General features: G+C 70.9%; 12 protein-coding genes. 4 read left to right on the top strand and 8 right to left on the bottom strand.

Annotation, left to right across the window (positions count from 1 at the left end):
- The first annotated feature begins 21 nt into the window (after positions 1-21).
- A complete protein-coding gene (locus J0695_RS16560) occupies positions 22-795 on the top strand; it encodes an alpha/beta hydrolase family protein (protein WP_206962824.1) in 774 nt (257 codons plus the stop codon).
- On the opposite strand, the gene J0695_RS16555 is transcribed toward J0695_RS16560, so the two are convergent.
- A complete protein-coding gene (locus tag J0695_RS16555; RefSeq protein WP_372445785.1) occupies positions 776-1,291 on the bottom strand; it encodes an Lrp/AsnC family transcriptional regulator in 516 nt (171 codons plus the stop codon). The two genes, J0695_RS16560 and J0695_RS16555, sit on opposite strands and share 20 nt — an antisense overlap.
- 171 nt (positions 1,292-1,462) lie before the next feature.
- Between J0695_RS16555 and pdhA the strand changes: the two genes are divergently transcribed.
- The 3 genes from pdhA to J0695_RS16540 are packed head-to-tail and all read left to right on the top strand — an operon-like array spanning position 1,463 to position 4,895.
- Entirely contained in the window at positions 1,463-2,584 is a 1,122-nt protein-coding gene (gene pdhA, locus J0695_RS16550) for a pyruvate dehydrogenase (acetyl-transferring) E1 component subunit alpha (protein WP_206962823.1), read from the top strand.
- A complete protein-coding gene (locus J0695_RS16545; RefSeq protein ID WP_206962822.1) occupies positions 2,581-3,579 on the top strand; it encodes an alpha-ketoacid dehydrogenase subunit beta in 999 nt (332 codons plus the stop codon). The genes pdhA and J0695_RS16545 overlap by 4 nt, the downstream gene beginning before the upstream one ends.
- 17 nt (positions 3,580-3,596) lie before the next feature.
- Positions 3,597-4,895: a dihydrolipoamide acetyltransferase family protein gene (locus tag J0695_RS16540; protein WP_206962821.1), complete on the top strand. Its 1,299-nt coding sequence runs from the start codon at positions 3,597-3,599 to the stop codon at positions 4,893-4,895.
- Between the two features lie 107 nt (positions 4,896-5,002).
- Here J0695_RS16540 and J0695_RS16535 read toward each other — a convergent pair whose 3' ends face one another.
- From J0695_RS16535 to J0695_RS16505, 7 genes are all read right to left on the bottom strand, one after another.
- Positions 5,003-5,980: an NAD(P)H-quinone oxidoreductase gene (locus tag J0695_RS16535; protein WP_206962820.1), complete on the bottom strand. Its 978-nt coding sequence runs from the start codon at positions 5,978-5,980 to the stop codon at positions 5,003-5,005.
- Positions 5,981-6,012: 32 nt separating this feature from the next.
- A complete protein-coding gene (locus J0695_RS16530) occupies positions 6,013-7,086 on the bottom strand; it encodes a potassium channel family protein (RefSeq protein WP_206962819.1) in 1,074 nt (357 codons plus the stop codon).
- On the bottom strand, positions 7,083-8,393 hold the full coding sequence (locus tag J0695_RS16525) for a molybdopterin molybdotransferase MoeA (RefSeq protein WP_206962818.1): 1,311 nt from the start codon (positions 8,391-8,393) through the stop codon (positions 7,083-7,085). Before J0695_RS16525 ends, J0695_RS16530 begins: the two co-directional genes overlap by 4 nt.
- On the bottom strand, positions 8,390-9,244 hold the full coding sequence (locus J0695_RS16520) for an NTP transferase domain-containing protein (protein ID WP_206962817.1): 855 nt from the start codon (positions 9,242-9,244) through the stop codon (positions 8,390-8,392). Before J0695_RS16520 ends, J0695_RS16525 begins: the two co-directional genes overlap by 4 nt.
- Before the next feature lie 77 nt (positions 9,245-9,321).
- Entirely contained in the window at positions 9,322-9,879 is a 558-nt protein-coding gene (locus J0695_RS16515; protein WP_206962816.1) for a bacterial proteasome activator family protein, read from the bottom strand.
- 96 nt (positions 9,880-9,975) lie between these two features.
- On the bottom strand, positions 9,976-12,840 hold the full coding sequence (locus J0695_RS16510) for an FtsX-like permease family protein (protein ID WP_206962815.1): 2,865 nt from the start codon (positions 12,838-12,840) through the stop codon (positions 9,976-9,978).
- A complete protein-coding gene (locus tag J0695_RS16505; protein WP_206962814.1) occupies positions 12,837-13,589 on the bottom strand; it encodes an ABC transporter ATP-binding protein in 753 nt (250 codons plus the stop codon). The genes J0695_RS16510 and J0695_RS16505 overlap by 4 nt, the downstream gene beginning before the upstream one ends.
- Positions 13,590-13,663 lie beyond the last annotated feature (74 nt).

Here is a 13,663-nt window from a genome sequence, read left to right as displayed (position 1 = left end):
TCCAGACCACTATCCAGCCTCATGGCCGCTTCCGTACGTCTTCCTGCCCTGATCTGTGCCGGAGTGCTGCTCGCGGGCGCCTCGCTGACCGCCTGTGGGAGCGGTGGCGGGGGCGGTGACGGCAAGGATTCCGCGAAATCGGGCGCGTCCGCGTCCGCGGGTGCCTCGAAAGCGGAGGACTTCGGCTGCCTCAACGCCGCCGAGGCGAAGACGGGATCCGTCTCCTTCAAGAGCGCAGAGTCCACGGACACGGGAGGCTTCCTGACCGGCTCGGGCACCACAGGCATCCTCCTCGCCCATCAGGCCGACGGCGACGTCTGCCAGTGGGTGGTCAAGGCGAGAGAGCTGGGGAAGAGCGGCTATCGCGTGCTCGCCGTCAACTCCACGGGCTCCGAGGTGTCCGAACTGGTGGGCGGCGCAGCCTATTTGCGTACCAAGGGAGTGACGAAGCTGCTTCTGATGGGCGCATCCAAGGGCGGCACCGCCGTGATCGAGGCGGCCACGGTGCTCAAGCCGAAGCCCGATGCGGTGGTCTCGCTGTCCGGGCCGGCGGTCTACGGCGACATGGACGCGTCGGCGGCCGCACCCAAGCTCACCACACCGGTGCTGTACATGGCGGGCGAGTACGACAGCGAGTTCGCGCGGGCCGCGCAGGAGCTGCACAAGGCGAGCACCAAGGCGCCCGAGAACAAGCTCTCCTACGTCAAGGGCACCTCCCAGCACGGGGTTTCGCTGCTCGACGATCCGGCGAACTGGGCGACCGTGCAGGCCTTCCTCAAGAAGTACGGCTCGTAGGGTCCTGAGGTCCCGTCGGGTCGAGATCCGTCTCCTCGAAGACCAGCAGCGTGCGCGTCGACAGCACTTCGGGTATCGACTGCAGCCTGGTCAGGACGAGCTCGCGCAGCGCCCGGTTGTCTTCGCTGTGCACCAGCAGGAGTACGTCGAAATCGCCGCTGACCAGGGCGATGTGGGCCGCGCCAGGCAGCTCCTGGAGCTGCCTGCGGACCGTGCGCCAGGAGTTCTGGACGATCTTGAGAGTGATGTACGCGGAGGCGCCCTGGCCCGCGCGTTCATGGTTCACGCGGGCACTGAAGCCGCGGATCACCCCGTCGTCGATGAGCCGGTTGATCCGCGCGTAGGCGTTGGCGCGCGAGACATGGACGGTCTCGGCCACGGAGCGGATGGACGCGCGGCCGTCCGTCTGGAGCATCCGCAGGATGGATCGGTCGATGGCATCGAGCGGGCGCGCCGGGGGGACCTCCGCCGCGTCGGCCATTTGTTCATCTGCCATGTCCCCCGCCTCCCTGCCATGGACGACCTGCCTCTATCCCAGGCTGTGGAGAACCGTTTGTCCACAGGCTGGAGGCGCCTGTAGCCAAAATGCGCTCTCGACCGAACAATCGGTAGGTGAGGCGCATCACATTTCGCTGCGCCGTCCCGCTCCCACGAGGAGGTGTCTGACATGACGGTCCAAGAGCTGCCCGGTGCAGCCGCTGCCTACCCGGCATTCACGCTGCGCACCGATCCCGCGCCCCTGCTCCCGGACACCGAGCCGTACCGGGTGCTCGGTCTCGGTACGGATTCCCCGCTCGACCCCGCTCTGATGCGGCGGCTGTACGAGGGCCTGGTGCGAGGCCGTCGGTACAACGCGCAGGCCACCGCCCTCACCAAGCAGGGCCGCCTCGCCGTCTACCCCTCGTCGACCGGCCAGGAGGCCTGCGAGATCGCGGCCGCGCTGGTACTGCAGGAGCAGGACTGGCTCTTCCCGAGCTACCGGGACACCCTGGCGGCCGTGGCGCGCGGCCTGGACCCCGTGGAGGCCCTGACGCTGCTGCGGGGCGACTGGCACACCGGTTACGACCCGCGGGAGCACCGGATAGCCCCGCTCTGCACACCGCTCGCCACACAGCTCCCCCATGCGGTGGGCCTGGCGCACGCCGCCCGCCTGGCGGGGGACGACGTGGTGGCCCTGGCCATGGTCGGCGACGGCGGGACCAGCGAGGGCGATTTTCACGAGGCGCTGAACTTCGCCGCTGTCTGGCAGGCCCCGGTCGTCTTCCTCGTACAGAACAACGGCTTCGCGATCTCCGTCCCGCTGGCCAAGCAGACCGCGGCCCCGTCCCTGGCCCACAAGGCCGTCGGGTACGGAATGCCGGGCCGGCTGGTCGACGGGAACGACGCGGCGGCGGTCCACGAGGTGCTGGGCGAGGCGATGCGCCTGGCACGGTCCGGCGGCGGTCCGACGCTGGTGGAGGCGGTGACGTACCGCATGGAGGCCCATACGAACGCCGACGACGCGACCCGCTACCGGGGCGACGCGGAGGTCGAGGCCTGGCGCGCACACGACCCGGTGGACCTGCTGGAGCGGGAGCTGACCGGGCGCGGGCTCCTCGACGAGGAGACGATACGGACCGTGCGCGAGGGCGCCGAGACGATGGCGGCGGACCTGCGGGCGCGGATGAACGCGGATCCGGTGCTCGATCCGATGGAGCTCTTCGCCCATGTCTACGCCGAGCAGACCTCCCAGCTGAGGGAGCAGGCCGCGATGCTGCGCGACGAACTGGAAGCCGGGGCAGGACGATGACAGCGGCGGCCACACTGGCAGCGAAGCCCGCCACGATGGCGCAGGCCCTGCAGCGCGCGATGCGCGACGCGATGGCCGAGGACGCGCGGGTGCATGTGCTCGGTGAGGACGTGGGGACGCTCGGCGGGGTCTTCCGGGTCACCGACGGGCTCGCCAAGGAGTTCGGCGAGGACCGGTGCACGGATACCCCGCTCGCGGAGGCGGGGATTCTGGGGACGGCCGTCGGGATGGCGATGTACGGGCTGCGGCCGGTCGTCGAGATGCAGTTCGACGCCTTCGCGTACCCGGCCTTCGAGCAGCTCATCAGCCATGTGGCGAAGATGCGCAACCGCACGCGCGGTGCGATGCCGCTGCCGATCGTGGTGCGGGTGCCGTACGGGGGCGGGATCGGCGGGGTGGAGCACCACAGCGACTCCTCCGAGGCGTACTACATGGCGACCCCGGGGCTGAAGGTCGTCGCACCGGCGACGGTCGCCGATGCGTACGGGCTGCTGCGGGAGGCGATCGACTGCGACGACCCGGTGGTGTTCCTGGAGCCCAAGCGGCTCTACTGGTCGAAGGCGGACTGGTCGCCGCATCCGGTCGAGCCCATCGGCCGTGCGGTCGTGCGGCGCACCGGGCGCAGCGCCACGCTCATCACGTACGGGCCCTCCGTGCCGGTCTGCCTGGAGGCGGCCGAGGCGGCCAAGGAGGAGGGCTGGGACCTGGAGGTCGTCGACCTGCGGTCCCTGGTGCCCTTCGACGACGAGACGGTGTGCGCGTCGGTACGGCGCACGGGCCGGGCGGTCGTGGTCCACGAGTCCACCGGCTTCGGCGGTCCCGGCGGGGAGATAGCCGCCCGGGTGACCGAGCGGTGCTTCCACCATCTGGAGGCACCCGTGCTGCGGGTCGCCGGATTCGACATTCCCTATCCGCCGCCGATGCTGGAGCGGCACCATCTGCCGGGCGTGGACCGGGTCCTCGACGCGGTGGCACGGCTGCAGTGGGAGGCGTGATGCCGCACGCTTTTGACATGGGAAGCCTGGAGTTCAGGCTGCCGGACCTCGGTGAGGGACTGACCGAGGCGGAGATCGTGCGCTGGCTGGTCGCGGTGGGCGATGTGGTCGCCGTCGACCAGCCGGTGGTCGAGGTCGAGACGGCGAAGGCGCTGGTGGAGGTGCCGTGTCCCTACGGGGGTGTGGTGACGGCGCGCTTCGGCGAGGAGGGGTCCGAACTGCCGGTCGGTTCACCGCTGCTGACGGTCGCGGTGGGGCCTGCCGACGGCCCGTCGGTGGAAGGCTCCTCCGGCGACGACTCCTCGGGGAACGTCCTGGTCGGGTACGGCACGGGGGCGCCTGCGACGCGCCGCCGCCGGATCAAGCCGGTCGCCGCACCGGTGACGTCGGCTCCGGTGACGTCAGCTCCGGTACGGGTGGCTCCGGTACGGGAGCCTGCCCCGGTCCAGGCCGTTCGTGATGTGGGCCCGGTACCGGTCATCTCCCCCCTGGTGCGCCGGCTGGCCCGTGAGAACGCCCTCGATCTGCGGGAGTTGACGGGTTCGGGCCCGGAAGGGCTGATCCTGCGCTCCGACGTCGAGCAGGCGATACGGCGCCCGGAGGCGGAGCAGACGGTACGGCGACCCGACCCGTCCCGCATCCCCCTGCGGGGTGTGCGCGGCGCGGTTGCCGACAAGCTCTCCCGCAGCCGGCGCGAGATACCGGACGCGACCTGCTGGGTGGACGCGGACGCGACCGAACTGATGGCGGCGCGGGCGGCGATGAACGCGGCAGCCTCCCCCAAGATCTCGGTCCTGGCCCTGCTGGCCCGTATCTGTACGGCCGCGCTCGCCCGCTACCCCGAGCTCAACTCCACGGTGGATATGGAGGCCAGGGAGATCGTGCGGCTGCCTGCCGTCCATCTGGGCTTCGCGGCCCAGACGGAGCGCGGTCTGGTCGTGCCGGTAGTGCGCGACGCGGGCGGCCGTACGACGGAGTCGCTCAACGAGGAGTTCGCGCGACTGACGGAGGCGGCCAGAAGCGGGTCGCTCACCCCCGCCGATCTGACCGGCGGAACCTTCACGCTGAACAACTACGGCGTGTTCGGCGTCGACGGCTCCACGCCGATCATCAACCACCCGGAAGCGGCGATGCTCGGGGTGGGACGCATCGTGACCAAGCCCTGGGTGCACGGCGGTGAACTCGCGGTCCGGCAGGTGGTCCAGCTGTCGCTGACCTTCGACCACCGGGTGTGCGACGGGGGGACGGCGGGCGGCTTCCTCCGCCATGTCGCCGACTGTGTCGAGCAGCCGGCGGTGCTGCTGCGGGGGCTGTAAGCCGCGGGTCCGTTGCCGGGGGCGCTGCCCCCGGACCCCCGGTCCTCAATCGCCGGACGGGCATTTTCAGCCCGTCCAGCGATTGAGGACAAGCGGCCGAAGGCCGTCTAGGCGCGCAGCAGGATCTTGCCCACGTGTGTGCCGGCGTCCAGCGCGCGATGGGCCGCTGCCGCATCCGACAGGGGGAGCTCCTGGTCCACGACCGGCCGGACGCGGCCCGCCGAGATCAGCGGCCAGACGTGTTCCCGTACGGCGGCGACGATGGCCGCTTTCTCCTCCAGCGGCCGGGCCCGCAGCGAGGTGGCCGTCACGGCCGCCCGCTTCGCCATCAGCGCCGCGAGGTTCAGCTCGCCCTTCACTCCGCCCTGCATCCCGATCACCGCGAGGCGCCCGCTGAGGGCGAGCGCCTGCACGTTCCGGTCCAGGTACTTCGCCCCGACGATGTCGAGGATGACGTCCGCACCGGCCCCGTCGGTCGCCTTGCGGATCTCCTCCACGAAGTCCTGCTCGCGGTAGTCGATCAGGATGTCCGCACCGAGCTCAGCGCATCGCGCGAGCTTGTCGGGAGCGCCCGCGGTGACGGCGACCCGCGCCCCCACCGCCTTGGCCAGCTGGATCGCCATGGTGCCGATGCCACTCGCGCCGCCGTGCACCAACAGGGTCTCGCCGGGCCGCAGATGGGACACCATGAAGACGTTCGACCACACGGTGCAGACGACTTCGGGCAGCGCCGCCGCCGTGGCCAGGTCGACCCCGTCCGGCACGGGCAGCAGCTGCCCCACCGGGACGGCCACCCGCTCGGCGTACCCGCCGCCGCTCAGCAGCGCGCACACCTCGTCGCCGACGGCCCATCCCGAGACTCCGGGACCGAGCGCGGTGATGCGCCCGGAGCACTCCAGGCCGGGATAGGGGGAGGCACCGGGTGGCGGCTCGTAGAAGCCCTGCCGCTGCAGTACATCGGCACGGTTGACGGCTGCGGCCACCACCTCGACGAGGACTTCGCCCTCGCCGGGCACAGGATCGGGGACTTCGGTCCAGACAAGCGCCTCGGGACCGCCGGGCTCGGGGATCGTGATCGCATGCATGCCCGCGAGGCTACTCCGCCCCCGCTGCCGCCCTACGGTGTGACTCCGGATGCCGCCGACACCCGGACGATCGCGATCAGCCGGTCCGTGGCCTGCAAGGGGCTCGCCTCCGGGTTGTCGTAACCCAGCAGCCGGTGGCCGCGCTTCACGGTCACCACCAGGTCCTCGACGTCCCGGACGCTCTTGCCGACCTCGGGTTTGCGTACCGGCCGTTCGATCAGGTCGAGTCCGCTGCCCTGCTGGATCAGGTCCTCCATCACCGTGCCCGCGCTGGGGCTGAGGACGGAGAGTCCGAGCAGGCGTCCCGCCGCGCTGGCGCTGGTGATCACCGCGTCCGCGCCGGACTGCTTCAGCAGCGGCGCGTTCTCCTCCTCGCGGACCGCGGCCACGATCTTGGCTCCCCGGTTGAGCTGGCGCGCGGTGAGGGTGACCAGTACCGCCGTGTCGTCGCGCTGGGTGGCGATGACGATCTGGCGGGCCCGCTGCAGTTCGGCCCGCAGCAGTACGTCGCTGCGGGTCCCGTCTCCCACCACACCGACGAACCCGTCCGCGTTGGCCGCCTCGATGACCTTCGCGCTCGGGTCGACGACGACGATCTGTTCCTTCTTGAGACCCGTCGCGCAGAGGGTCTGGATCGCCGAACGGCCCTTGGTGCCGAAGCCGATGACGACGGTGTGGTCACGCAACTGGGTCCTCCAGCGTTTCAGCCGGAACTCCTCCCGGGTCCGCTCCGTGAGGACCTCGAGAGTGGTGCCGACCAGGATGATCAGGAAGAGCACGCGCAGGGGCGTGATCACAAGGATGTTGGTCAGCCGGGCGGTGTCGCTGTACGGGACGATGTCGCCGTAACCCGTGGTCGAGAGGGTGACCGTGGCGTAGTAGAAGGCGTCGAGCAGGTCGACCTTGCCGTCGGCGTTGTCGTGGTAGCCGGAGCGGTCGACCCAGACGATCAGCGCGGTGCTCACCAGGACGGCCAGCGCGATCAGTACGCGTCTGCCGACCTGGCGCAGGGGGCGTTCGACGACGCGGCGGGGCAGCTTGATACGCCGGGTGGCGAGAGCTTCGCCCACCTGGCGGTCGAGGGCGTCATGGCCGGAAAGTTTCACGTGAAACACTCCCCGGTCCACGGCAGATCGATGATTTCGAGCTCCTGTCCGGCCCGCGCACCACCGGGAGGCACGACGGCGAGCCCGTCTGCCGCGGCGATTCCGCGCAGCATCGCGGGCCCGTTGAAGTGCAGCGGTACGGCCTCGTCCTCGCGGTGCACGACGGGGACGAGGCGGGTGTCGTGCGGATGGCCGTGCACATCGTCGCGTACGGGGACGCTGTACGCGTACGAATCCGTCGGCGCCGGGGCTTCGCGGCCGGAGAGTGTACGAAGCAGGGGCGCGGCCAGGGTGAGGAGCCCGGAGACGGCCGCGAGGGGGTTGCCGGGCAGCCCCACGAGGTGGCGTCCTGTCGCCAGCCGGGCCAGCAGCATCGGGTGCCCGGGGCGGACGGCGACCCCGTCGACGAGCAGCTCGGCGCCGGCCTTGCGCAGGATCGGATGGACATGGTCGACGGGGCCCGCCGCGGTGCCGCCGGTGGTGATGACCAGGTCGGCGTCCGAGGTGGTGACGGCCTTGAGGAGGGCGTCGGCGTCGTCCCCGAGACGGCGGGTGGCGATGACGTCGGCGCCGAGGGAACGCAGCCAGGGACCGATCATCGGGCCCAGCGCGTCGCGGATCAGTCCGTCGTGAGGGAGGCCCTCGGTCAGCAACTCGTCGCCCAGGACGAGCACTTCGACGCGCGGCGGGGGCACGGTGAGCAGTGTGTCGTAACCGGCGGCCGCGGCGAGGCCGAGCACCGCCGGGGTCACCAGCGAGGCGGTGGGCAGCAGATGCTCGCCGGAGCGGCACTCCTGGCCGCGCGGGCGGATGTCCTGACCGGGGACGACGTCGCGCCGGGCGTGCAGATGCCGTCCGGCCTCGTCGGTGCGGGCGTGTTCGGAGCGGATGACGGCGGTGGCGTCGGCGGGGATACGGGCCCCGGTGGCGATGCGTACGGCATCGCCGTCGGTGAGGGGGCCGGGCGCGGCGCGGCCCGCGAGGATGCTGTCCTGCTGGATCCGCCAGGGTCCGGGCCCCGCCACGACCCAGCCGTCCATCGCGGAGGTGTCGAAGGACGGGAGGTCGGTGAGGGCGGTGAGGGGCTCGGCGAGGATCTGCCCGAGGGCGTCGCCGAGGGGGGTGCGCCGCGTCCGTACGGGCATGGAGCGGCCTGCCAGCGCGGAGCGGGCGCGGGCCTCGGACCAGGGGGTGGCCCGGTGGCGCTCGGGGGAGGCCGGCTGCGGGAGGGTGGTCCGCACCGCGGTGTTCGCCAGCGCGAGGGCCTCGTCGACGTCGGTGTCCTCAGGGCCGTGTGTCTCGGTCATCCCGCCTCGTTCGCCTCTGCGGCCCACTGGTTGGCGAGGGTCGCGGCCTTGTGGGCCGCCTCGGCGACGGCCTCGGGTCCGTCCTTCTCCGCCTTCGCCGCCGCGTATCCCACCAGGAAGGTGGTCAGCGGCGCGGCGGGCCTGGCGACGCCGTGTGCGGCATCGCGGGCCAGGTCGAGGAGGACGCCGGTGTCGACGTCGAGCTCGATGCCCAGTTCGGCCTTGACTGCGGTGATCCATTCATCCAGCACGTGTCCATGCTCCCTGATGCGGGCCCGCGCCGTCGCGATGTCCTCCCAGGTGTCGCAGTCGAAGGACGCGAGCGGCTGGGCCGGATCGGCGGAGATACGGGCGAGGTCGAGTTCGGCGGTGAGCAGCCGGAGGGGGAGCCCGCTGAGGCCCCCGTGTTCGGCGGCGAGAAGGGCCAGTTCGCGGCGGAGGGGCTCCGCGCGGTAGGCGGCGACAAGGGGCTGGTCCCGGCCGCCGGCATCGCTGAGCAGGGCGGCTTCCTGAGTGCCGCTGTCGAGGGCGGCGAGCAGGGTGGCCACGGTCTGCTTGTCGAGGAAGGGCAGATCCGCGGAGAGTACGAGGATCAGGTCGCCTCGCGTGGCCCGGATTCCCGCGTCGAGCGCGGCCAAAGGGCCACCGCCTGGCGGGTCTTCGCGTACCCAGGTGACAGGGCGCGCGGTGGTACGCCGGCCGCCGACCACCACGGTCGACCCGGCCCCCGCGCAGGCGGCGAGCACCCGGTCGAGCAGGGCGCGGCCGCCGACGGTGAGACCGGGCTTGTCGGCGCCGCCGAGCCGTCTGGCCGCTCCGCCTGCGAGGACGACGGCGTCGTAGGTGGTCATCTGGTGAGTATGGGCCGCGGCGGGCGGTGGGGGAACGGCTGGATTCCCCCACCCCCTGTGGACGACTGCGGAGACGACTACAGGTACGGGCCCGAGCGGACCGCTCCGTGGGCGTCGTCGTCATCGTCGTCGTGGCCGCCCGAACCCGGGGGAAGCGCGCGGCGCATCTGCTCCAGCTGGGCGCGGGCCGCCATCTGCTGGGCGAACAGGGCCGTCTGGATGCCGTGGAAGAGGCCCTCCAGCCAGCCCACCAACTGGGCCTGCGCAATACGCAGTTCGGCCTCGGAGGGGATCGCCTCGTCGGTGAACGGCAGGGAGAGACGTTCCAGCTCCTCGACCAGCTCGGGGGCGAGGCCGTCCTCCAGCTCCTTCACCGAACTGGCGTGGATGTTCTTGAGGCGTACTCGGCTCGCCTCGTCGAGAGGAGCCGCACGGACTTCCTCCAGTAGTTGCTTGATCATGCTGCCGATGCGCATGACCTTCGCCGGCTGTTCGACCATCTCTGTCACTGGGACCTCGCGCGACTCGTCACCGCCGCCGGCGCCGCCACCGAGCGCCATCCCGTCCTGGCCCACCACAAGGACCTGCGGGTGCTCCTGCGACCGTTCCGACCGTTCACTCCTCGGCATCTCCATGCAGACATTCTCTCGTACACGTGACTCACATGACGGTGTGCCCCCGTACGAGGGTGATCCACCCTCGTACGGGGGCACAGGAGGCCCGGACCGCGGTCAGACAGCAGCCCGGCGGGACAGCGCCCCGTGCGAGCGCGTGACCAGTGCCGCGAGCAGCGCCGCGCCCAGCGGGACGGCGATCAGGAGGGCGGCGAGAGTGGCCCAGGGGACGACGACCGGGACGTAAGGGAGCGGGTTCATCGAGCCGTATCCCTGGTCCATGGCCTGGTGGTACCAGTCCAACTGCTGGCGTTTCTCGGTGAACCTCAGCCCGATCGCGGGCAGTACGCCCGCAGCCGAGCCGAGCACCACACCCATCACGGCCACCACCCCGCACTGGAACCCGCTGAGGGTCCTGCGCACCCGGGGCGCCGCGCCCACGGCGGCGAGCGTCTTGAGGTCGGCCTCCGCGTCGGCCTGGGCGAGTCCGGTGGCGATACCGGCGGCGCCGATCGTGATCAGTCCGGCGAAGACGGTCAGCGCGAGCAGAACGATGCTGTTCTCGGGGGTGTAGCCCTTCTCGATGTGCAGACTGACCTCGGTGCCGAGCTTGTCGATGTCACTGTCAAGACGCTGCTTCTGGGCGCTGCTGGGCATCTGGTCCGTCGTGTAGTACGCACCGAGCGGGACCGTGGCGATCCCCACGGCCTTCGCGGCGGACGGCGGCACGATCATGGTGATGCCGTAGGTCTTCGGGGACCCCGAAGCCTGGTGGGCGCTGAAGGACTTGATCGCGCCCGGTGCGTCCTTGCCCTTGGACGCGGCGTTGTCCGCGGCCTTGGGATCGGTGATCAGACGGATGTCGATCTTCTTCTGGGGTGTGAGATTGCGCTTGTCGAAGGAGACGATCTGCCCCTGGGACAGGGCCTGTACGGACGCCGCGTCGTTGATGCCGAGCACCTTCAGCAACTTCGCGTCGCCGACCAGCACACCGTCCTGGGTCTCGATGCTGCCACCGGGATTCTGCAGGCAGCGCCAGTCCTTGCCGAGCTTGCGCCGCTCCTCCACGCTGAACTTCGACGAGGTGTCCTGGCCATCGGCCGAAGGGGCCCACAGCGGGCACACATTGACCTTGGGCACGACCACTTCGTACCGGCCGCAGCCCGGTTCGTCGCTGTACGAGTCGCAGCTGGCCTTCCCGACGACGATCCGGTCCACATCGGCCCTGACGTCCACCGGAAGGTCCTTCTGTACGGCGTCGCGCATCTGCGGCACATCGCGCCCGCCCGCCTCGGTGGTCGTCATGGAGACGGCACCATAGGGCAGCCCCGCTTGGTACTCGGCCTTGGACTGGGCCTCGGTGCTCGCCGTGTACGTCGCCACCGCGACCGTGCCCGCGACGGCGGCCAGCACCGCGGCCACCGCGGGGGCCGTGCGCCCCCGGTTGCGCACCGCGTCGCGCAGCGCCAGCCGGGGAGAGAGCGGCAGGATGCGTCCGGCCCGGCCGAACAGGCCGACCAGGGCCGGGGTGAGGGCGACGACACCCAGTTCGGCGAGGGCGCTGCCGCCCGCGACGATCAGCGAGGAGCTGGACATCGTGGATCCGTACAGGGCGATCGCCGCACCGAGCGCGACCGCGATCAGACCGATCACCGGCAGCACGCGGCTGGAGCGGCGCACCCCGCGGCGGCCGGTGAGCGAGGCCAGGACGGTCTGCCGTGACGAGGTGATGGCAGGCACGATCGCCGCCATCAGCCCGGTGAAGACGGCGAGCGCCCCGATGGCGAGGAGCTCCAGTGGACGTATGTCGAAGCTGCCGAAGCGCTTGCCCATGTAGTCCTCCAGCAGGGGCTGGAGCGCGAAGGTGAGGAGCATGCCGAGGACGGTCCCGACGACGGCGGCGGCCAGGCCGATCACCAGACCGCCGGCGAGCACGATGGCCCTGATGTGCCTGCGCTCACCGCCGTTGGCGCCGACCAGTCCGAGCTGACGGCGCGAGCGCCGGGCGCCGACCGCGAACGCGGGTCCGGCGAGCAGGCAGATCTCCAGGACGGCAAGGCCGACGATGGTGCCGACAGCGGCGAGCATCGCGGCCTTGGCCGCCGTGCTCTCCTGATAGTCGCCCCAGCCCTCCTTCTGGTACAGCGGAACCTCGGAGCGGGCGGGCGGGTCGATGGCCACCATGCGCGAGGCGACCGTGACGCCCCTGGCGTTGGCTTCCTTGACCATGTTCCACGTGAAACCACCGGTCACCGTGACCAGTTGGGTGATGTTCTTGCCCGAAGTGGGCAGTTCGACCGCGGTGAGCGCCTTGTTGAGCGGGTCGATGAGCGTGCCGGGGAGCGCGTTGATCTGGTCGGTCTTGAGGCCGCTGGGCAGCTCGTACGCGCCGACGATCAGATACTTGGTGCCCTCCACCCCGCGCGCGGCGAGCGACGAGCCGACCTTCAGCCCGCTGGCTTCCAGGAAGTGCGTGGTGGCGGCGACCTCGCCGGCCTTCTCCGGGAACCGTCCCTCGGAGAGGTCCATGATGCCCTCGGCCATGGGGTCCGTGGCCTTCAGCTCACGGATGTCCGCGTTCAGCAGCCCGTGCGTGGTGCGGAACTTTCCCGAACCGGTCGTGTCCTCAAGGGTTTTGGCACCCGCCGGGACGATCTTGGAGAGGTCGGTCTTGCCCTCGGGCCAGGACTCGCCGTCCTTGATGTCCTTCGCCGGCATGCTCTGATCGCCGGAGGGGTCCTGGGCGATGGCGACGCCGCCCATGTTCGGGTCGCTGATGCGTGCATCGGCCCGTCCCAGGGAACGTGCCACCTTCTGTTCGGCGGAGAGTTCGGAGCTGCGCACGGTCAGATCGGCGGCGCTCACACCGAGGATCGGCAGCGCGATCATGGCGAGGACCAGGAAGCTGCGGCCCTTGAAGCGCCAGGCGTCGCGGCGGGCTATACGGACCGCGGCACGCCAGGAATGGAACCAGTTGTTCACAGCTCGGCCGCCTGGCCGGTCAGAAGGGACTCGGCGTCGCTGCGCACGGTCTGGTCGACGACCGCGCCGTCGCGCAGGAAGACCACCCGGTCCGCCCAGGCCGCGAAGCGCGGCTCATGGGTGACGAGGACTCCGGCCGCTCCGGCGTCGCAGCGGGCACGCAGCAGAGCGAGTACGGATTCGCCGGTCTCGGAGTCCAGGGCGCCGGTCGGCTCGTCGGCGAGGACCAGCCGGCGGTCGCCCACCAGGGCGCGGGCGATGGCGATGCGCTGCTGCTGGCCGCCGGACATCTCGTCGGGGAAGCGGTCGGCGAGATGCGCCAGATCCATCTCCTCCAGTGCGGTCATGGCCTCGGCGCGGGCCTTGCGCGCGGAGACGCCGTCGAGTTCGCGCGGCAGGGCGACGTTCTCGGCAGCGGTGAGCGCGGGGATGAGGTTGTAGTCCTGGAACACGTAACCGATGGAGCGCCTGCGCAGCGCGGCGAGCACCTTGCGGCCCGAGGTGGTGATGTCGGTCCCCTCGACGATCACCTGGCCCGAGGTCGGGACGTCGAGACCGCCCGCGATGGTGAGCAGCGTGGACTTCCCCGAGCCCGAGGGGCCCATGACGGCGACGAGTTCACCGGGGAAGACATCGAGGTTGATACCGCGCAGGGCGTGCACCTCGGTGGCGCCGCTGCCGTGGACGCGGGTCAGTTCCTTGAGCTGCAGCACGGGCTGCTGGGGCGGCTGTGTCGGGTGTTCGGACATGGTGAGGGTCCCCCTGGGCGTACGTACGGTCGGAAGGGTGGTCTGAGGCCGGAAGGGTGGTCTGAGGCCGGAAG

Source organism: Streptomyces beijiangensis (genome assembly GCF_017315755.1).
Taxonomy (GTDB): domain Bacteria; phylum Actinomycetota; class Actinomycetes; order Streptomycetales; family Streptomycetaceae; genus Streptomyces; species Streptomyces beijiangensis.
Note: the sequence above shows the minus strand (reverse complement) of the source record. Positions and strands in the feature narration are given on the sequence as shown.

Coding starts and splice junctions, on each gene's coding strand:
- J0695_RS16560 (WP_206962824.1), top strand. CDS start 22: ATGGCCGCTTCCGTACGTCTTCCTGCCCTGATCTGTGCCGGAGTGCTG.
- J0695_RS16555 (WP_372445785.1), bottom strand. CDS start 1,291: ATGGCAGATGAACAAATGGCCGACGCGGCGGAGGTCCCCCCGGCGCGC.
- pdhA (WP_206962823.1), top strand. CDS start 1,463: ATGACGGTCCAAGAGCTGCCCGGTGCAGCCGCTGCCTACCCGGCATTC.
- J0695_RS16545 (WP_206962822.1), top strand. CDS start 2,581: ATGACAGCGGCGGCCACACTGGCAGCGAAGCCCGCCACGATGGCGCAG.
- J0695_RS16540 (WP_206962821.1), top strand. CDS start 3,597: ATGGGAAGCCTGGAGTTCAGGCTGCCGGACCTCGGTGAGGGACTGACC.
- J0695_RS16535 (WP_206962820.1), bottom strand. CDS start 5,980: ATGCATGCGATCACGATCCCCGAGCCCGGCGGTCCCGAGGCGCTTGTC.
- J0695_RS16525 (WP_206962818.1), bottom strand. CDS start 8,393: ATGACCGAGACACACGGCCCTGAGGACACCGACGTCGACGAGGCCCTC.
- J0695_RS16520 (WP_206962817.1), bottom strand. CDS start 9,244: ATGACCACCTACGACGCCGTCGTCCTCGCAGGCGGAGCGGCCAGACGG.
- J0695_RS16515 (WP_206962816.1), bottom strand. CDS start 9,879: ATGGAGATGCCGAGGAGTGAACGGTCGGAACGGTCGCAGGAGCACCCG.
- J0695_RS16505 (WP_206962814.1), bottom strand. CDS start 13,589: ATGTCCGAACACCCGACACAGCCGCCCCAGCAGCCCGTGCTGCAGCTC.